Annotated in this window: 22 protein-coding genes; 21 read left to right on the top strand and 1 reads right to left on the bottom strand. The window is 44.0% G+C overall.

Annotated elements, in window-relative coordinates; all coding sequences use genetic code 11:
* The 11 genes from AC622_RS19985 to rsmI all read left to right on the top strand — a co-directional run.
* A partial coding sequence (locus AC622_RS19985) for a hypothetical protein (protein ID WP_049672630.1) occupies nucleotides 1-216 on the top strand: 216 nt, incomplete at its 5' end.
* Nucleotides 217-860: 644 nt separating this feature from the next.
* The gene (locus tag AC622_RS19980) at nucleotides 861-1,076 is read left to right on the top strand and encodes a sigma factor G inhibitor Gin (RefSeq protein WP_049672629.1); all 216 of its coding nucleotides are present in this window, start codon (nucleotides 861-863) and stop codon (nucleotides 1,074-1,076) included.
* A gap of 121 nt (nucleotides 1,077-1,197) precedes the next feature.
* Complete coding sequence (locus AC622_RS19975) at nucleotides 1,198-2,652, top strand: aminotransferase class I/II-fold pyridoxal phosphate-dependent enzyme (RefSeq protein ID WP_049672628.1); 1,455 nt, start codon at nucleotides 1,198-1,200, stop codon at nucleotides 2,650-2,652.
* A gap of 41 nt (nucleotides 2,653-2,693) precedes the next feature.
* Entirely contained in the window at nucleotides 2,694-3,332 is a 639-nt protein-coding gene (tmk, locus tag AC622_RS19970; protein WP_049672627.1) for a dTMP kinase, read from the top strand.
* Between the two features lie 109 nt (nucleotides 3,333-3,441).
* A complete protein-coding gene (locus tag AC622_RS19965; RefSeq protein WP_049672626.1) occupies nucleotides 3,442-3,771 on the top strand; it encodes a cyclic-di-AMP receptor in 330 nt (109 codons plus the stop codon).
* 25 nt (nucleotides 3,772-3,796) lie between these two features.
* Nucleotides 3,797-4,801 (top strand): DNA polymerase III subunit delta', encoded by a 1,005-nt coding sequence (gene holB, locus AC622_RS19960; RefSeq protein ID WP_049672625.1) that lies wholly within the window; start codon nucleotides 3,797-3,799, stop codon nucleotides 4,799-4,801.
* Entirely contained in the window at nucleotides 4,794-5,621 is an 828-nt protein-coding gene (locus AC622_RS19955; protein ID WP_049672624.1) for a PSP1 domain-containing protein, read from the top strand. The genes holB and AC622_RS19955 overlap by 8 nt, the downstream gene beginning before the upstream one ends.
* 16 nt (nucleotides 5,622-5,637) lie before the next feature.
* Nucleotides 5,638-5,991, top strand: a complete 354-nt coding sequence (yabA, locus tag AC622_RS19950; RefSeq protein WP_049672623.1) for a DNA replication initiation control protein YabA — start codon at nucleotides 5,638-5,640, stop codon at nucleotides 5,989-5,991.
* Nucleotides 5,992-6,060: 69 nt separating this feature from the next.
* A complete protein-coding gene (locus AC622_RS19945; RefSeq protein ID WP_156185672.1) occupies nucleotides 6,061-6,801 on the top strand; it encodes a tRNA1(Val) (adenine(37)-N6)-methyltransferase in 741 nt (246 codons plus the stop codon).
* Nucleotides 6,791-7,075: a GIY-YIG nuclease family protein gene (locus AC622_RS19940; protein ID WP_049672622.1), complete on the top strand. Its 285-nt coding sequence runs from the start codon at nucleotides 6,791-6,793 to the stop codon at nucleotides 7,073-7,075. The genes AC622_RS19945 and AC622_RS19940 overlap by 11 nt, the downstream gene beginning before the upstream one ends.
* Nucleotides 7,053-7,928, top strand: coding sequence for a 16S rRNA (cytidine(1402)-2'-O)-methyltransferase (rsmI, locus tag AC622_RS19935; protein ID WP_156185671.1), 876 nt, complete (start codon nucleotides 7,053-7,055; stop codon nucleotides 7,926-7,928). Before AC622_RS19940 ends, rsmI begins: the two co-directional genes overlap by 23 nt.
* A 40-nt stretch (nucleotides 7,929-7,968) precedes the next feature.
* Here the strand turns inward: rsmI and AC622_RS19930 are convergent, their stop codons facing one another.
* Nucleotides 7,969-8,256 (bottom strand): AbrB/MazE/SpoVT family DNA-binding domain-containing protein, encoded by a 288-nt coding sequence (locus AC622_RS19930; protein ID WP_049672620.1) that lies wholly within the window; start codon nucleotides 8,254-8,256, stop codon nucleotides 7,969-7,971.
* A gap of 503 nt (nucleotides 8,257-8,759) precedes the next feature.
* Here AC622_RS19930 and metG point away from each other — a divergent pair.
* From metG to purR, 10 genes are all read left to right on the top strand, one after another.
* A complete protein-coding gene (metG, locus tag AC622_RS19925) occupies nucleotides 8,760-10,724 on the top strand; it encodes a methionine--tRNA ligase (RefSeq protein WP_049672619.1) in 1,965 nt (654 codons plus the stop codon).
* Between the two features lie 140 nt (nucleotides 10,725-10,864).
* Nucleotides 10,865-11,632, top strand: coding sequence for a TatD family hydrolase (locus AC622_RS19920; protein ID WP_049672618.1), 768 nt, complete (start codon nucleotides 10,865-10,867; stop codon nucleotides 11,630-11,632).
* A gap of 149 nt (nucleotides 11,633-11,781) precedes the next feature.
* On the top strand, nucleotides 11,782-13,002 hold the full coding sequence (locus tag AC622_RS19915; RefSeq protein ID WP_231589563.1) for a G5 and 3D domain-containing protein: 1,221 nt from the start codon (nucleotides 11,782-11,784) through the stop codon (nucleotides 13,000-13,002).
* 162 nt (nucleotides 13,003-13,164) lie between these two features.
* Nucleotides 13,165-13,725, top strand: coding sequence for a ribonuclease M5 (gene rnmV, locus AC622_RS19910; RefSeq protein ID WP_049672617.1), 561 nt, complete (start codon nucleotides 13,165-13,167; stop codon nucleotides 13,723-13,725).
* Entirely contained in the window at nucleotides 13,718-14,611 is an 894-nt protein-coding gene (gene rsmA / locus AC622_RS19905) for a 16S rRNA (adenine(1518)-N(6)/adenine(1519)-N(6))-dimethyltransferase RsmA (RefSeq protein ID WP_049672616.1), read from the top strand. Before rnmV ends, rsmA begins: the two co-directional genes overlap by 8 nt.
* 129 nt (nucleotides 14,612-14,740) lie before the next feature.
* Nucleotides 14,741-15,634 carry a sporulation peptidase YabG gene (gene yabG / locus AC622_RS19900; protein WP_049672615.1) on the top strand — a complete coding sequence of 298 codons (894 nt, stop codon included), beginning with the start codon at nucleotides 14,741-14,743 and terminating at the stop codon, nucleotides 15,632-15,634.
* 224 nt (nucleotides 15,635-15,858) lie between these two features.
* On the top strand, nucleotides 15,859-16,116 hold the full coding sequence (gene veg / locus AC622_RS19895; RefSeq protein ID WP_049672614.1) for a biofilm formation stimulator Veg: 258 nt from the start codon (nucleotides 15,859-15,861) through the stop codon (nucleotides 16,114-16,116).
* A gap of 126 nt (nucleotides 16,117-16,242) precedes the next feature.
* Nucleotides 16,243-16,401, top strand: coding sequence for a small, acid-soluble spore protein, alpha/beta type (locus AC622_RS19890; protein WP_442853822.1), 159 nt, complete (start codon nucleotides 16,243-16,245; stop codon nucleotides 16,399-16,401).
* 187 nt (nucleotides 16,402-16,588) lie between these two features.
* Nucleotides 16,589-17,458 carry a 4-(cytidine 5'-diphospho)-2-C-methyl-D-erythritol kinase gene (ispE, locus tag AC622_RS19885; protein ID WP_049672613.1) on the top strand — a complete coding sequence of 290 codons (870 nt, stop codon included), beginning with the start codon at nucleotides 16,589-16,591 and terminating at the stop codon, nucleotides 17,456-17,458.
* Nucleotides 17,459-17,511: 53 nt separating this feature from the next.
* A complete protein-coding gene (purR, locus tag AC622_RS19880; RefSeq protein WP_049672612.1) occupies nucleotides 17,512-18,327 on the top strand; it encodes a pur operon repressor in 816 nt (271 codons plus the stop codon).
* The last annotated feature ends 72 nt before the right edge of the window (nucleotides 18,328-18,399 follow it).

The following is an 18,399-nucleotide window of genomic DNA, read 5'->3' as shown; positions in this document are numbered from 1 at the left end:
ACACGGAAGTTAAGCTCTTCAGCGCCGATGGTAGTTGGGGCTCACGCCCCTGTGAGAGTAGGACGTTGCCGGGCAAGCGAAACCAGTTCAGTAGTGAACTGGTTTTTTGTGTTTTATATTTTCTCGAAAGAGAATATAAAAGTTGATAAAGTCTATCCGAACTGGCAGCAGGCATCTCCGATTGGGGAGAAGCAAGGAGATCCAGAAGGCAAGTGAGTGAAGCCCGGAATGAAAGGTGTCCGCACTCGTTCAGTCCAGTGCGGCCGACGTCGAGGTTCATCGCTTATCGCCGATCAGGTTCCGAATACGGAAATTAAGCTCGCGCGCCGATGGTAGTTGGGGCTGCGCGTCCCCTGTGAGAGTAGGACGTTGCCGGGCAAGCAGAAACCAGTTCAGTAGTGAGCTGGTTTTTTTGTGTTTTCAGGGTATCGTAGAGATGCGGACAAATCAAAAAAGCCTAATAATAGTGTGGTTTTTGAAGATTTTAAGGCAAAAAAACGAGATATCTTCTAAAAAGCAGCTCAGCTTATCATTTTTGACGGTCAGAGGATGGATCGGTTTTATTTTTTTATCTCCATTTTTCTAATTTTAAGATTTAAGGGCGAACGACCTTTGTTAAGGGCGGAATCCAGGCATTACGGGCGATGACCCATCACCTTTTTCAAAATAAGAATTCATTCGCCCACATCCAGATTCATAAAACCTCACCCCTCCCTTCCACTAAACTTTATATGTTGACCCCTAATTAAGACATACAACGTATGCCTGCTCTGGGCATACAATAAGATACAGAAAGAATTCAAAATCATGTATACAATGCCTTGCCAGCGGTGATACTAGGATTAGTGGGAGGTGTATTTATGGCCATTTTTGATGCAGCCTATAAGGAGTTCAAGGAGTCTGAAAACAGATGCCGTATTTGTGAGAAAGTGAAATCAGAAGGTCTACAGCTTCATATAGGATTCATTTGTTCCGAATGTGAGAGAGAGATTGTTCAGACAGATACGAGTGAGCCGGTTTATCAGGAATTCGTGGAGAAACTGCGGAGGAATAATATATCCGGTATTTATACGTAAAGGATTTCAGTTCGTTACTTGAACGAACCGAATAGGAAAATTTATAATGATAAAAAGCACAGGCCCCTTCTTTTGACGGAGCCTTTTTATATGGCTGTGATGAGGAAGGTAGTTGATATAAATGGATAAAATAAAGATACCGATTCTGGAAATGCTGGAGGCTCATAGAGGGAAAGTACCTCTATCATTACATGTCCCAGGTCATAAGAATGGATCAATGGTACATCCGCGGACGCCATCTGGTCTGCAATCAGCTATGAGCTGGGATATGACCGAGCTGACCGGTCTGGATGATCTCCATAGCCCGGAGGAGGGGATTAAAGAAGCTGAAACATTGCTTTCCTCTTTTTATCAGACAGATAGAAGTTATCTGCTTGTGAATGGTTCTACAGTGGGGAATTTAGCGATGATTCTTGGGGTTATCCAGCCGGGAGAAAAGGTGCTGGTACAGAGGAATTGCCATAAGTCTGTTATGAACGGGTTGGAGCTTGCTCGTGCAAACCCTATCTTCATTCATCCGGAGCTGGATGCAGAGGGGGTTGAGATTGGGCTCACAGCTTCAGTCATCAATAAATATTTACATAGGCACCCGGATACGAAAGCCATCATTTTAACTTACCCCAATTATTATGGAATGGCTATGGACCTTGAGGATCTCATTAAGGAAGCTCATTGTTTGCAAATTCCTGTACTCGTTGATGAGGCTCATGGTGCTCATTACGCAGCAGGTGACCCTTTCCCGCCTTCTGCCCTTCTTCATGGGGCAGATATTGTGGTTCACTCCGCTCATAAGACACTGCCTGCGATGACAATGGGGTCATATTTACATATTCAAGGGAATCTGGTTTCTGCCGAGCAGGTGGAGCGTTATGTCAGGATGCTTCAGTCCAGCAGTCCATCCTACCCGATTATGCTGTCGCTTGATTTAGCGAGGGCATATCTGGAAGGATATGGCGAGTTAGATAAGCAATATCTTCAGAAGCAGATTCAGCTATTGAAGGATTATTTAGCCAGTCATAAACAGCTGGCTGTATATGAAACAGAGGATGCTGATTGGCTTGACCCGCTTAAACTGATGATATACCACCGCGGCGGTCTCTCAGGTCAGGAGCTGCAGGCAAAGCTTGAGGAAGCCGGCCTCTACTCAGAGCTCTCAACAGACCGATTTGTGTTATTTGTTCTCCCTCTCTTGAAGGAGGGCGAGGAATATTTCATTAAGGAGATTATAGCAAGGTTCGAGTCGATAGTGTGGAACGAGGGAAAGGGGGCTCAAGCCCGCCATACAGCCTTGATACAGGATGAAGCCAATAGGAGAGAACATAGTGAGCTTGCCTTATCCTACGAGGAAATGGAGAGGCTGCAGGTAGACAGACAACCGCTTTCTCTCGCCATTGGGGAGATTGCTGCCGAGGCAGTTATTCCTTATCCGCCCGGAATTCCGCTCATTCAGCGCGGGGAACGGATTACGGAGGAGGTAGCTGAAGCGTGCCAGAAGCTATTGGAGCAGGGGAAAAAAATCCAAGGTGGCATGTTTCTGAAAGAAGGAGAAATTCAGGTCTTTAAAAGGGGCCTATGATATACTAACTAGTAGCGTACATAATATTGGAGGGTACAGCCTTGAATCGAGGAGTATTTATTACAGTGGAGGGTCCTGAGGGAGCCGGAAAAACAACCATCATAGCAAAAGTGGCTGAACAGCTGGAGAAGGAAGGATACAGCATTATCCTAACGAGAGAGCCTGGGGGCATCCCCATTGCTGAACAGATTCGAGAGGTAATCCTGAATCGAAGTAATACAGCGATGGACCCGCGTACAGAGGCACTCCTTTATGCAGCTGCCCGCAGACAGCATTTGATGGAGAAGGTTGTACCGGCACTTGAAAAGGGAGCAATCGTCCTTTGTGACCGTTTCGTTGATAGTTCCTTGGCTTACCAAGGATACGCAAGAGGTATAGGGGTAGAGGAAATCTGGCAGATTAACCAGTTCGCCATTGAAGACCTTATGCCGGAGCTGACATTATTTTTCATGATTGAGCCGAAAAAAGGACTAGAGAGAATCGAGCAGCATAAAAATAGAGAAGTAAATAGACTTGATGTAGAGGAGCTGAGCTTCCATCAGAAAGTGTATGACGGCTATCAATTATTGATGGAAAAGGACCCGTCACGCATTAAAGGCATTGATGCAGACCGGTCTATTGAGGAAGTATATGAAGAAACTCTTCACCAAATAAAGACAATTATTGACAGGAAACCTTAAAGCACTGCTTTAAGGTTTTATATTAATCTTATACAGGCTTTGGTATAATGAAGATGACAACTTAGAGGAAAACACATGAATAGATTGATTCTAGATTGGGGGGTTCACCATGAAACTTATTGTAGCAATAGTACAAGATAAGGACAGTGCAAAATTATTAAGTGACTTGGTTGACCATAACTTCCGTGCGACTAAGTTGGCCACGACAGGCGGGTTTCTGAAATCTGGCAATACGACTTTTATGATTGGTACTGAGGAAATACGGGTCAATAAGGCTCTTGAAATCATTAAAAGGAATTGTCAGGCGAGGGAGCAATATGTGTCACCGGTCTCACCCATCGGAGGGAATGCGGATTCGTATGTGCCGTATCCAGTCGAAGTAGAGGTGGGAGGGGCAACTGTATTTGTCCTGCCAGTGGATCAGTTCTATCATTTTTAAGTTTAAGGGATGAGAGGAAATAAGCATGATTGAAACATGGGAACAGCTATCAAGCCAGCAGCCAAGAGCAGCAGCAATGCTGAAGAACAGCCTGATAAAAGACAGGGTAGCACATGCATACCTATTTGAAGGGGAGCGTGGCACCGGCAAGCAGGATGCGAGTATATTGCTTGCTAAGTCCTTATTCTGCCTTGAGCCGATTGAGGGGTATCTTCCATGCGGAGAATGCGCGAACTGTAAGAAAATCGAGCATAAGAATCATGCGGATGTCCATATCATCGAACCTGATGGCCTTTCAATCAAGAAAGAGCAGATCAAAATGCTTCACGAAGAATTTCAGAAAAAAGCAGTTGAATCTCAAAAGAAAGTTTACATTATTACTCACGCGCACAAAATGACAGCCTCTGCGGCAAACAGCCTGTTGAAGTTCCTTGAGGAACCTCATGCAGGCACGACCATTATCTTGCTGACTGATCAAATCCACCGGATGCTTTCTACGATTTTATCCAGATGCCAGACCATTTCCTTTACACCTTTAAACCCTGTGGAGCTAAGCAAGCAATTAGTTCAATCAGGGGTACCAGACAAGAAGGCTAGATTAATTGCCAGTTTGACGAATAGTGTCGAAGAAGGACTAGCTTTAAATGAGGATGAGTGGTTTGCACAAGCCCAAAAGATAGTGGTAAAATTGTTTGAAGCCATAAAAAATCCAGTGGATGGCATTATGGTCGTCCAAGAGGATTGGCTCCCTCATTTCAAAGAACGTGAGCAAATGGAAATGGGATTATTGCTTCTTTTGAATATATACAGAGATCTCCTTTACGTTCAGCTTGATAAACCAGAGGAAATGGTTTATCAGGATAAGGAGGATCAATTCCGCCAATTGGCTATAATGCATTCGCAAAAGCGATTAGCCAATCAGATGAATGAAATACTGGAGGCAAAACGGAAGCTTTCGGCGAATATGAACCCACAGCTGTTAATGGAGCAGCTTGTGCTTAACCTTCAGGAGGGGTTTACACTTGTATGATGTTGTAGGAGTCCGCTTTAAAAAAGCGGGTAAAATATATTATTTCGACCCAGGTGAGCTCGAGATAGCCAAGGATGAGTATATTATTGTAGAAACCGTCAGAGGCATTGAATTTGGGAAAGCTGTGATTCCGCGCAAGCAAGTGGGCGAAAATGATATAGTCCTTCCTTTGAAAAAGGTCATCCGGATTGCTGATGAGAAAGATCGCTTTACCGTAGACGAGAATAAGGAAATTGCCCAGCAGGCTTTCCAGATTTGCAGTGAAAAAGTAACAGAGCATCGGCTGGATATGAAGCTGGTTGATGTGGAATATACCTTTGACCGCAATAAGGTGATTTTTTACTTTACAGCGGATGGACGAGTTGATTTTCGTGAGCTTGTTAAGGACTTGGCGGCCATTTTCCGCACAAGGATTGAACTCAGGCAAATAGGCGTTAGGGATGAGGCCAAAATGCTCGGCGGTATCGGCCCATGCGGACGGATGTTATGCTGTTCAACCTTCTTAGGGGATTTTGAGCCAGTCTCAATCAAAATGGCGAAAGACCAAAATTTATCACTTAATCCAACGAAGATCTCAGGGCTGTGCGGCCGTCTCATGTGCTGCCTGAAATATGAGAATGATGAGTATGAAAGTGCAAAAGAGCAGCTTCCTGACCTTGGTGAGTATATCAATACACCAATGGGCAAAGGAAAGGTTATCGGCCTGAATATCCTTGAGAAGATCATGCAGATTGAATTGCAAGGAAAAGAACGTGTTGTTGAATATACGCTGGATGAGATGATGGAGGAAGGCACCTTCACGATTCAAGCCACAGATTAATAAGGTGGTGGGTGTTATGAATAAAAAGGAAATATTCGATTCGGTCAGCAGCATGGAGGCCCAAATCGGCGATTTGTACAAGCAGCTCGGGGAATTAAAGGAACATTTGGCTGAGATTCTAGAGGAGAATAATACGCTCCAATTGGAGAATGAGAATGTTCGCCGCCGTTTGCTTGAGCTCGAAAAGAGTAAACCTGCTTCTGCTCAAAAAAAGCAGAAGAAAGGAAATAAGCCGATGGATATTGGAGAGGGGTATGACAACCTCGCAAGGCTTTATCAGGAAGGCTTCCATATTTGCAATTTGCATTTTGGAAGTCCGCGTAAGGACGGGGATTGCCTGTTTTGCCTCTCATTTTTGAATAAGAAATAAAGATAGTCTTTCCTATCGTTTAGGAAAGGCTATTTTTATAAAGGATATTTGGTTAGGAGCGAATAGTTTTTGAATATGTTAAAAGATGATGAACGCCTGGATTATCTCTTGGGAGAGCCGCTTCGGATTATTCAAAGCCCAAGTGTTTTCTCTTTCTCTCTGGATGCAGTGCTGCTTGCGAAATTCGCCTATGTACCGATTCAAAAGGGAAATCTCGTGGACCTTTGTGCCGGTAATGGGGTGATCCCGCTCTTATTGAGCCGGAGGACCAAGGGACATATCCATGGGGTGGAGATTCAGGAAAGACTTCATGATATGGCTTTAAGAAGTGTTCAATATAATAACTTGTCCGAGCAGATTACGATGCATCATGAGGACTTGAATAAGATTGTCCCGATTCTCGGGCATGATAAATATGATGTGGTTACATGCAATCCCCCGTATTTTCTGACACCTGCTAAGGAAATCCAGAATGATAATGAACATTATGCTATAGCCAGACATGAGATAATGTGTACATTAGAGGATGTTGTCCGGGTAAGCAGCCAGCTGCTGAAGCAGGGAGGGAAGGCAGCCTTTGTGCACCGGCCCGGAAGGCTTCTTGATATCCTGACTTTAATGAGGAAATACCGAATTGAACCGAAGCGGCTGCAATTTGTGTATCCAAAGGCAGGACGGGAGGCCAATACCATTTTGGTAGAGGGAATCAAGGGCGGGAGCCCGGATTTGAAGCTGCTGCCGCCTCTTGTCGTTTATCAGGATCATAATGAGTATACAGACGAGCTAAAACGGATAATTGATGGAGAATAATATGCATTATTTCTATGTACTTGAATGTGCGGACGGTAGTTTTTATGCAGGCTACACGAATAATATTGAGAAAAGAGTCCATACCCATAATGAGGGAAAAGGGGCTAAGTATACACGAGCAAGAAGGCCTGTGGTCCTGCGTTATTACGAGGAGTATGAAACAAAGACAGAGGCCATGCAGGCGGAATACCGCTTCAAGCAATTGAGGAGATACGAGAAGGAGCGGATCGTGCAAATGGGAGGTAATGGCGTTGAAGAGCCAAAAGAGCTTTGAGCAGGAGCGGGAACCTGCCTTGTATTTAGTGCCGACACCAATCGGCAATTTAGAGGATATGACCTATCGCGCTGTGAGAATTTTACGTGAGGCTGATGTGATTGCAGCGGAGGATACCCGTAATACGAAGAAGCTGTGCAATCATTTTGAGATTCAGACACCGCTTATCAGTTATCATGAGCATAACAGGCAGCAAAGCGGTGAAGCAATCTTAGAGAGAATCAGGAACGGGAGTGTGGTTGCTCTTGTGAGTGATGCGGGAATGCCTGCGATCTCAGACCCGGGCTATGAGCTTGTACAAGCTTGTATAGAGGAAGGAATACCTGTGGTGGCACTTCCGGGTGCAAATGCAGCCTTGACTGCCCTGATCGCCTCAGGAATCACACCTCAGCCTTTTTACTTCTATGGATTCCTGAACCGGAGCCGAAAGGAGAAGAAAAAGGAGCTTGAGGAGCTGAAGAAGAAGGATGGGGCCATCATCTTCTATGAATCCCCTCACCGTCTGAAGGAGACGCTTGGGCTTTTGCATGAATACCTTGGAGACAGGCAGATAGTTCTGGCACGCGAGCTGACGAAGCGATTTGAGGAATATATTCGCGGGTCCATTGCCGAGGCAATCGAATGGGCGAATAATCAGGAGGTTCGCGGTGAGTTTGTCTTAATTGTAGAGGGCACTGATTATGTGGAGGACGAAGCCGTTTGGTGGGAGAACATGAGCTTGAAGGAGCATGTCGAACATTATATTGATTCTAAGGGCATGAAGCCAAATGATGCAATCAAGCATGCAGCTAAGGAACGAAACATTCCGAAGAGGGAAGTATATCAGGCGTATCATATAGACATAATGAAATAAAGAACATAAAAAAGGCTCCCCGTTATGGGAAGCTTTTTTATTAAGAGTTTGTAACGTGAAGGTTTTCTTGAATTTCTTTTAGGAGTTGTTCAGCACCTTCGCGGCTTAGGATTAGTTTGCCGTCTGCTAAAGTGAAGTTGCTGTCAGATACTTCACCTGTTACTTGGCAAGTCATGTTTGGTTTATATTTTTTGAGGATGATACGCTCGTCATCAACATAGATTTCAAGGGCATCTTTCTCAGCGATTCCGAGAGTACGACGAAGTTCGATCGGAATAACCACCCGGCCAAGCTCATCTACTTTACGTACAATACCAGTGGATTTCATAACAATACTCCTCTCATAGAATAATATTTTTTTAATAAAATTCGTCATTATTCGACAAAATTTAATGATGTTATCATAATACCAAGCATTCCCAAAACCGTCAATGTTTTTAGTCCCTATATCAATGGTAGTTTGTGGGGTTTATGGGTAGAAATTTGAAAAAAACTAGTTGAAAAGGCTTACTTTTTCCTCATCTTAACCAGTATATGAAATTTTTACACCCGTAATTGTGCAGTAAATTGTATAAGATTTAGAACAAACAAACTTTTTTCGACACTTTCCGAGAGGGAAAATATTATATCAATATACTCGAATAGGACATTTTGTATAATTAATTCACCCAGACAGTACCATTTGTCTTTATGGAAATTTATTTCGTCTCTTGAGATTGGAGAGTTCCTCTGTATAAAAAATCAAGGAATTCCTTTATAATGTTACTATTATGTAAAATAGTCCTTTCGAGTAAAAGGACTTTATTGGCAGGCCTTTAAGGAGTGAAAAAGATGAAGGAAAAATTAAATACGTTTTACATTACAACCCCTATTTATTATCCAAGTGGAAATCTTCACATTGGTCATGCATATACAACAGTAGCTGGAGATGCAATGGCCCGTTATAAAAGAATGCGCGGGTTCGATGTCATGTACTTAACGGGGACAGATGAGCATGGGCAGAAGATTCAGCGAAAAGCAGAAGAGAAAGGAATCAGCCCGCAGGAATATGTAGACGGTATGATTCGAGATATCAAGATTCTATGGAAGAAGCTCGATATTTCTTATGATGATTTCATTCGCACTACTGATGAGCGTCATAAAACAGCCGTAGAGAAAATCTTTAAGCAATTATTGGACCAAGGCGATATTTACCTTGATGAATATGAAGGCTGGTACTGTACCCCTTGTGAGTCCTTCTTCACAGATCGCCAAGTCGAAGATGGAAATTGTCCGGATTGCGGCCGTCCTGTAGAGAAGGTTAAAGAGGAATCTTATTTCTTCAAGATGAGCAAATATGCAGACAGACTTTTGCAATTCTATGAGGAGCATCCAGATTTCATCCAACCTGAATCCCGAAAAAATGAAATGATCAATAACTTCTTGAAACCAGGGCTCGAGGATTTGGCTGTTTCTAGAACAACATTTGATTGGGGCATTAAGGTGCCAGGTAATCCGAAGCATGTCATTTATGTGTGGATTGACGCATTGACCAACTATATTACTGCTCTAGGATATGGCAGTGATGATGATTCTAAATACTTGAATTACTGGCCGGCAGATGTGCATCTTGTCGGAAAGGAAATTGTCCGTTTCCATACGATTTATTGGCCAATCATGTTGATGGCACTTGACCTTCCGCTTCCGAAGAAGGTATTCGCTCATGGATGGTTATTGATGAAGGATGGAAAAATGTCTAAATCTAAAGGCAATGTAGTAGACCCGGTTACCTTGATTGACCGCTATGGCCTAGATTCCTTACGCTACTACTTATTGCGTGAGGTGCCATTCGGTGCAGACGGTGTCTTTACGCCGGAGGGATTTGTCGAACGCGTTAACTTTGATTTAGCCAATGACCTTGGAAACCTGTTGAATCGGACAGTTGCAATGATCAATAAATATTTTGACGGCAAGATTCCGGCTTACAAAGGCTCTGATCGGGAATTTGACCAGCAATTGCTGCAGGCTAATCTCGAGACAGTTGAAAAGTACGAGGAAGCAATGGAGAATATGCAATTCTCTGTGGCCTTGTCTACTCTATGGCAGCTTGTCAGCCGTACGAACAAATACATTGATGAAACACAGCCATGGGCGCTTGCGAAGGATGAAGCTAAAGTGGATGAGCTAGCATCTGTCATGACCCACCTTGCGGAATCCTTAAGAAGAATCGCTGTAATGCTTAAGCCATTCCTCACTATGGCTCCGAAGAAAATCTTCGAACAGCTGAATTGTGAGCAGGAAGCAATGCAAACATGGGAAAGCCTTGAAAGCTTCGGCATTCCATCCGCTGATTTAGTGGTGAAGAAAGGAAATCCAATCTTCCCGCGTCTTGATATAGAGGAGGAGGTTGCCTATATCAAGGAATCTATGCAAAGTACGGCTCCTCAGCCGGCAGCAGAGGAAGCGAAAAAGGCACCAGAGGCACCAGAGGTCGAGGAAATTACGATTGATGACTTCAAGAAGGTAGAGCTTAGAGTAGCTCAAGTCATCAGTGCTGAACCGGTTCCGAAGGCTGATAAGCTTCTGAAGCTCCAATTGGATTTAGGGTATGAGCAGCGTCAGGTTGTCTCCGGCATTGCCCAATACTACAAACCAGAGGAACTAGCAGGCAAGAAGGTTATTTGTGTGACAAACTTGAAGCCAGTTAAGCTTCGCGGCGTCCTTTCACAAGGAATGATTCTTGCCGGAAGTGAAGACGGGCAGCTAGCACTAGCTTCAATTGCGGAATCCCTGCCAAATGGTGCGCAGGTTAAATAAGAGAAATAATCGGAGGGGGATGTTACATGTGAAACATCCCTTTCTTTATTATGTAAGTTATTAGCCGAGCTTTAACTTTTTAAGAGAATGGGTAAAAACATGGATGAAGGAATAAGACTATACTGCAAAGGAGAAAACGGATGCTGTTTGATACACATGTTCATTTAAACGATGATCAATTTGATGAGGATTTGGAAGAGGTTATTGAAAGAGCGCGAGAGAATGGAGTCGAGCGCGTAGTGGTAGTCGGATTTGACGAAAAGACAATTAAACGTGCAATCGAACTGATCGATACATATGACTTTATGTACGCTGCCATTGGCTGGCACCCTGTTGATGCCATTGATTTAACGGACAGCTATCTTGAGTGGATAGAGGAATTGACTGCTCATCCAAAGGTCGTGGCAATTGGGGAGATCGGGTTGGACTACCATTGGGATAAATCGCCGAAGGATGTACAGCAGGTTGTTTTCCGGCGCCAGATTCAATTAGCGAAGAAGCTCAATCTGCCGATTATTATTCATAATCGCGAGGCCACGGAGGATGTTGTCACTATTCTTGAAGAGGAAGGGGCAGCGGAGGTTGGGGGAATCATGCATTGCTTTAGCGGAAGCCCTGAAACAGCGAAACGCTGCCTTGATATGAACTTCTATATTTCACTTGGAGGTCCGGTTACATTCAAAAATGCGATAAAGCCGAAGGAAGTGGCAAAGGCTGTACCGCTTGACCGCCTGCTTATTGAGACAGATTGTCCTTACCTGGCTCCACATCCATACCGCGGAAAGAGAAATGAGCCGAGCTATGTGAGGCTTGTTGCTGAGCAGATTGCTGACTTGAAGGAAGTGTCCTTTGAAGAGGTTGCAAAGGCGACAACAGAAAACGCAAACCGTCTGTTCAAAATCCAATAATACCAATCGGCGAAGGTCCTGACAGATTGTGTGGATCTTCGCCTTTTTTGTATTGTAAATTAGCGTGTTCCGTATTCAGAAAAGGTAGATAGGTTGACAATGTTGTCAGAATATCTATATAATTCATTCAGTGAAAAGGGGGAATTTTCGTGATTCAATACATGAAAAACCTATTTTCCAGGCCGAGACGAACGTCAAGGACGATATTAATTATGACAAGTGCAGCTGTTTTTATGTTTGCAACAGGAATTATATTTTATGAAAGTACAAAAAAAACAGTAGCACTGAGCCTGGATGGAAAAAAGCAAACGGTCAAGACCCATGCTGACACCATTAATGAACTGTTACAAGAACTAGAGGTTGAGGTAGGTAAAGAGGATTATCTTAGTCTTGCAAAAGGGACCGAGATCAGCGATGACCTGCATGTTATCTGGAACCCGGCTACAGAGGTGGAGCTGACAATTGACGGGGAGACTTCCTCCGTTTGGACGCTTTCTCAAACAGTTGGTGAGTTCCTTGAGGAAGAAGGCATACAGCTCAGAGCAGAGGATAAGGTATCTGAAGGCATGGATGAGGCAATCAAAAAAGATATGGATATCAAAATAGAAACGGCATTTCCCATAGCCCTCAAGGTAGGGAACGAGGAACGGGAAATATGGTCAACTTCGACCACGGTCGCTGATTTTTTAAAGAGTGAGCAGGTAAGTGTGAATGAATTAGACCGGGTCAGTCCAGCTTTATCTGAACATTTGACAGAGGAAACAGCTGTCACCGTTACAAGGGTAGAAAAGGTCACCGATGTGGTGGAAGAACCAATTAGCTATGAAACAGTCACCCAGAAGGATTCATCCCTGGAGAAGGGGAAGGAAAAAATTATAACTGAAGGACAAGAAGGATTAATCAGTAAAACATATGAATTAACAAAAGAAAACGGGAAAACCGTATCTAAAGAGTTGGTTTCTGAGAAAACGGTCAAGAAGAAGGTTGACGAGGTCGTCGCTATTGGAACGAAGGAAAAGAAAGCGGCTGTTACACCAGTGTCAATATCTTCTAAATCTTCAGCGTCTTCATCCTCGTCAGCAGAGGAGTATTATGTCACAGCAACAGCTTATACGAGCGGCTGTAACGGATGCACCGGTAAAACGGCAACAGGGGTTAATCTGCGTGCTAATCCAAATGCTAAGATCATAGCCGTTGATCCAAGCTTTATCCCGCTTGGTACGAAGGTGTATGTAGAAGGCTACGGTTATGCAACAGCAGCAGATACTGGCGGTGCCGTGAGCGGCAAGAAGATTGATGTATTTGTACCATCGACGGCGGACGCTTATAATTGGGGCGTGAAGACCGTCAAAATTAAGGTGTTTCGTTAAATAAATCGATATTATTTATACAGAGGATTTTTGTCCTCTGTTTTTTTGCGTTATAATAAGCAGGATTGCTATTTAGAATTATGCTATTACATTTATATTACAAAAATAACGTAAATATATCAAATATTAAATGAATAAAAAGAAAGCTTTTTTGGAGGAAAAATGAAAATCAAGGAAATCATTGTGGTAGAAGGGAAAGATGACACGGTTGCCATCAAGCGGGCACTTGATGCAGACACGATTGAAACAAATGGGTCTGCGATTAATGAGGAGACCTTGGATAAAATACGGCTCGCCCAGAAGGTGCGCGGTGTCATCGTCTTCACGGACCCAGATTTTCCTGGGGAGCGGATTCGCCATATCATCACGCAAAACGTACCAGGCTGTCAGCACGCCTTCTTGCCTAAGCATCTGGCCATTCATAAAACGGGCAAGGGACTCGGGGTGGAGCATGCATCACCAGAGGCCATAAGAGAAGCCCTCTCTAATGCCAAGCAGATGGAAGAGGAGCAAGTCGAAGTCATCAGCAAAGAGGATTTGATGATGTTTGGGCTTATTGGGGGCAGTGATTCGGCGGATAAGAGAGAAAGGTTAGGAAAATACCTGAATATCGGGTACGCTAATGGGAAGCAGCTATATGCAAGGCTGAAGATGTTTGGAATCACAAAGGAAGAATTTCTACACGCAATTGAACAGATAAATGGAGTGGAAACAAATGAATAAAGATATCGCTACGCCTATTAAGACGAGGCAAATATTAGAGAAGTATGGCTTTTCCTTTAAGAAAAGCCTCGGACAAAACTTCTTGATCGACACGAATATTCTCCGCAATATTGTGCATCATTCAGGTGTTACAGAGGAGAGCGGCGCCATAGAAATTGGTCCGGGAATTGGAGCTTTGACGGAGCAGCTGGCTAAGTCATGCAAGAAGGTGGTTGCTTTTGAGATTGACCAAAGACTCTTGCCTATCTTAGCGGATACATTATCTGAGTATGAGAATGTGAAGGTCATCCATGAAGATATCCTCAAGGCTGATGTTACACGCGTCATTGGGGAAGAGTTTGCCGGTCAAGTGAAGGATCTGCATGTCGTAGCTAATCTTCCATACTATGTAACAACCCCGATTATCATGAAGCTCTTGGAGGAGAAGCTGCCGCTTAGCGGAATTACGGTCATGCTTCAAAAGGAAGTGGCGGATCGGATGGCGGCAAAACCAGGCTCGAAGGAGTATGGTTCTCTATCGATCGCCGTTCAATATTATACAGAGGCGTCAGTGGCCATGATTGTGCCGAAGACGGTTTTCGTGCCGCAGCCGAATGTCGACTCTGCTGTTATTCATCTGGCTGTCAGGGAAAAGCCGGCAGTGGATGTCAAGGACGAAGATTTCTTCTTTATGGTCACACGGGCGAGCTTTGCCCAGCGGAGGAAAACAATCCTCAATAACCTTACATCACAGCTTCCGGATGGGAAGAGCAAGAAGGAATGGATTGTGAAGAGTTTAGAGGAAAGCGGAATTGAACCAGGCAGACGGGGAGAAACACTTTCTCTTGAGGAATTTGCAGCATTGAGCAATCATCTTCTGCCCCATTTCAAACAAAGTAAGGAATAAGGACAAGACAAGAGCCCAGCTTCTCGAAAGCTGGGCTTTTCTTTGTTTCACCATAATGTCCTATTGTGCATAGCCTATGAAGAAACCATTGGTTACGATATGGTCACCATAGTGTGGAGTGAGGCTTTCATGGTAAGGATAAATGATATCGTCGGCCGAAAGTCATATGAATGTGATATATATTTCCGTGTGATTGATTTTCGCACCCATCAGGGCAGGGATATCGCTGTTTTATATGGAGAAGACATCCGGCTTGTCGCTGATGCTCCAATCGATGACCTTGAGCCCATAGGAGAGGCGAGGCGGGCAGCGAGGGATAGAAGCACGAATATGCTTGTCGACCAATCTAATCACCTGCTGACCCAGGAATTCGAGCGTATGCGGCATAAGAAGGAATATGAATGTACAGAAGGATACCGGCATCAAGCAGATTATTTTCAAATACCCGGGAAGGTGCTCCATCTAGACGGCGATCCCGCTTATTTAAAAAAATGCTTGGAGCTCTATCAGCAAATTGGTATTCCAGTTCACGGGGTCCATTGCCGGGAGAAGGAGATGCCTTATAAGATAGGGGAATTGCTGGACCGGTATAGACCCGATATTCTGGTAATTACCGGACATGACTCCTATTCCAAAACAAAGGGGACTGTGGACGATATCCGTGCTTACAGGCACTCGAAGGATTTTGTTTTGACCGTTAAAGAGGCACGAAAGAAGGTGCACCACCTTGATCAGCTTGTAATCTTTGCCGGGGCCTGCCAATCGCATTTTGAGTCATTGATTGTCGCTGGGGCAAATTTCGCCAGCTCCCCCACACGTGTGAACATCCATGCTTTAGACCCGGTTTACATTGTGGCAAAGGTCAGTTATACATCCTTCATGGATCAGATCAATGTATGGGATGTCGTACGGAATACACTGACAGGGGAACGCGGCCTTGGAGGAGTTGAATCAAAGGGTGCCTTGCGAATTGGGCTGCCATTTCACCCAAAGGAAGACCAAGTGCCTAAGAATGACGTATAAGGAGAGCCGCCCGAACAAAATGGGGCGGCTTATTTATTTTGCTTGATTTGTTAATAACATACATAAGTGGATGTCGAATAGGGTATGTTAAAAGAGAGAAAAAAAGAGAAATTTTTGGGATAAAAAACGTTGACAAACAAATTTAATCACTGATATAATTTATTATTTTGTTTGACCGTCATTTTAAAATGTGCTATACTAAATCTTAGTGAGGTGGACGAAGCATGCCAAAAAGTTTGACTGATATTAAACAAATTTTGGATTCCCATTTGGGGCAGAAGTTGCTACTCAAGGCGAATGGCGGTAGAAGAAAAACTATCGAACGTTCAGGTGTATTAGCTGAGACTTATCCATCGGTGTTCGTTGTCGAATTGGATCAAGACGAGAACTCCTTTGAGCGAGTTTCCTACAGCTATGCAGACGTATTGACAGAAACAGTGGAATTAACATTTACTGAAGAGACATCAGGAAAAATGGCTTAAACGGCAGTGGACAAGCGTCCACTGCTTTTTTACTATAATTTGGTCAACATAAAGAGAAAGCAGCGGGCAAAAGCTATGAGAGCCGCACCTATTAGAAAGGGGCTGTTCGCTTTGGGCAGAAGAAGTATGATGTCTGAACGATTCAAAGAAGAGCTTGCGAAAGAACTCGGGTTTTGGGATGTTGTGCAGAAAGAAGGCTGGGGAGGCATAAAAGCTTCTGACGCGGGAAATATGGTCAAACGGGCCATACAAATCGCCGAGGAGCAATTAGCTAACCGCTCTTAGGAAATACCTTAATACCTGTTCACTTCTAAAACAAACTCGTTTGGTGCGGTGATGCGAGCCCCTGGGATTTTATGTCCTCAGGGGCTTTGCTTTGCTGGGAAATAAAATTTCGTGCGAATAGTGGCGATTGATGCGATGAAAATGTACAATGTGAGGAGGAAACAAAAGGATAAAGTAGGTGAACATAATGAAATGGATGGAGAAAGCACCTGCTAAGATAAACTTGGCGCTGGATGTTTTATATAAGCGGGAGGACGGTTTTCACGAAGTAGAGATGGTGATGACCAATGTTGATTTGGCTGATCGTATCGAGCTTGCAGAGCGAAGCGGAAATACAATCAGGATTAATTCACATAACCGCTTTGTTCCGGATGATAGCAGGAATTTAGCCTATCAGGCTGCTGACTTGCTTAAGAAACGGTTCTCGATTAATACAGGTGTTGATATAACGATTGATAAGCAGATCCCAGTTGCAGCAGGTCTTGCCGGCGGCAGCAGTGATGCAGCAGCCACACTGAGGGGCTTGAACAAAATGTGGAGTCTCGGATTATCCATGGATGAATTAGCAGAAATCGGTTCAGAAATAGGGTCAGACGTTGCCTTCTGCGTACATGGCGGAACAGCTATTGCGAGAGGGCGCGGGGAAAAGATTGAGCATTTGCCCTCCCCTCCAAGCAGTTGGGTCATTCTAGCGAAGCCGACAATTGGTGTTTCCACAGCTGATGTATACCGAAATCTTAAAGTCGATGAGGTTTGCCATCCCAATATTCCGAGCATGGTACAGGCCATCTATGAACACGATTATGATGGTATGTGCAATAATATGGGGAATGTGCTGGAGAGCGTAACATTAGCGATGTATCCAGAGGTCCGGATGATCAAGGAGCAAATGAGCCGTTTCGGTGCTGATGCTGTATTAATGAGCGGGAGCGGCCCAACCGTGTTTGGCCTTGTTGAGCATGATTCCCGTATGCAGCGGGTTTATAACGGATTAAGAGGATTTTGTGACAATGTCTTTGCTGTACGGCTGTTAGGAAATCGGAATGAGGTTGAATAAACACGTACAATAAGATAGAATTACATTAAAATATTCGTGTATGGAGGGTACTTATGAAATTACGCAGGAGTGAACGCTTGGTAGATATGACTACCTATTTAATGGCTCACCCTTCAACGCTCATACCGCTTTCCTTCTTTTCCGAACAATATCAGTCGGCAAAGTCCTCTATTAGTGAGGATTTAGCGATTATTAAGGAGACCCTTGAGTTAAAGGAAAAAGGAACGATCTTGACGGTTCCTGGTGCAGCAGGCGGTGTGAAGTACATTCCTGGTGCGGGGGTTGAAGAGGCAGCTCACATCATTGGTGAATTATGCGAAATGATGGAAACACCGGAAAGACTTCTTCCAGGCGGCTATCTTTATATGACAGATATATTGGGCCAGCCTCGAATCCTTGATAATGTCGGAAAGCTGATTGCTTCCCGGTACAGTGATCAGGAAATTGATGTCATCATGACAGTTGCCACCAAGGGAATCCCAATCGCTTATGCTGTAGCGCGGTATTTAAATGTGCCTGTCGTAATTGTTCGAAGGGATTCGCTAGTGACGGAAGGGCCGACAATCAGCATTAATTATGTGTCGGGCTCATCAAAACGAATCCAAACAATGGTTCTATCGAAAAGAAGCTTGCCGAAGGAAGCCAATGTCTTGATTGTTGATGACTTTATGAAGGCAGGTGGAACCGTCAACGGGATGGTTAATTTGCTTGAAGAGTTTGAAGCGAAAGTAGCAGGTATTGCTGTACTAGTAGAGGCAGAGCATGCAGAGGAACGCTTGGTTGATGAGTATGTATCATTGATGAAGCTATCGGATGTGAATGTGAAAGAGAAAATGATTAAGGTGAACAAAGGAAACTTTTTTGCCTAATCACCCGGATTCTACTAGATGATAGACCTTTTATAGAGCGATTTTACCAACTATATTCTTCCTAAACTAAAT

It is taken from the genome of Bacillus sp. FJAT-27916, assembly GCF_001183965.1.
Taxonomy (GTDB): domain Bacteria; phylum Bacillota; class Bacilli; order Bacillales; family Pradoshiaceae; genus Pradoshia.
The sequence above is the reverse complement of the archived record's forward strand: the minus strand, read 5'-3'. Positions and strand labels throughout refer to the sequence as shown.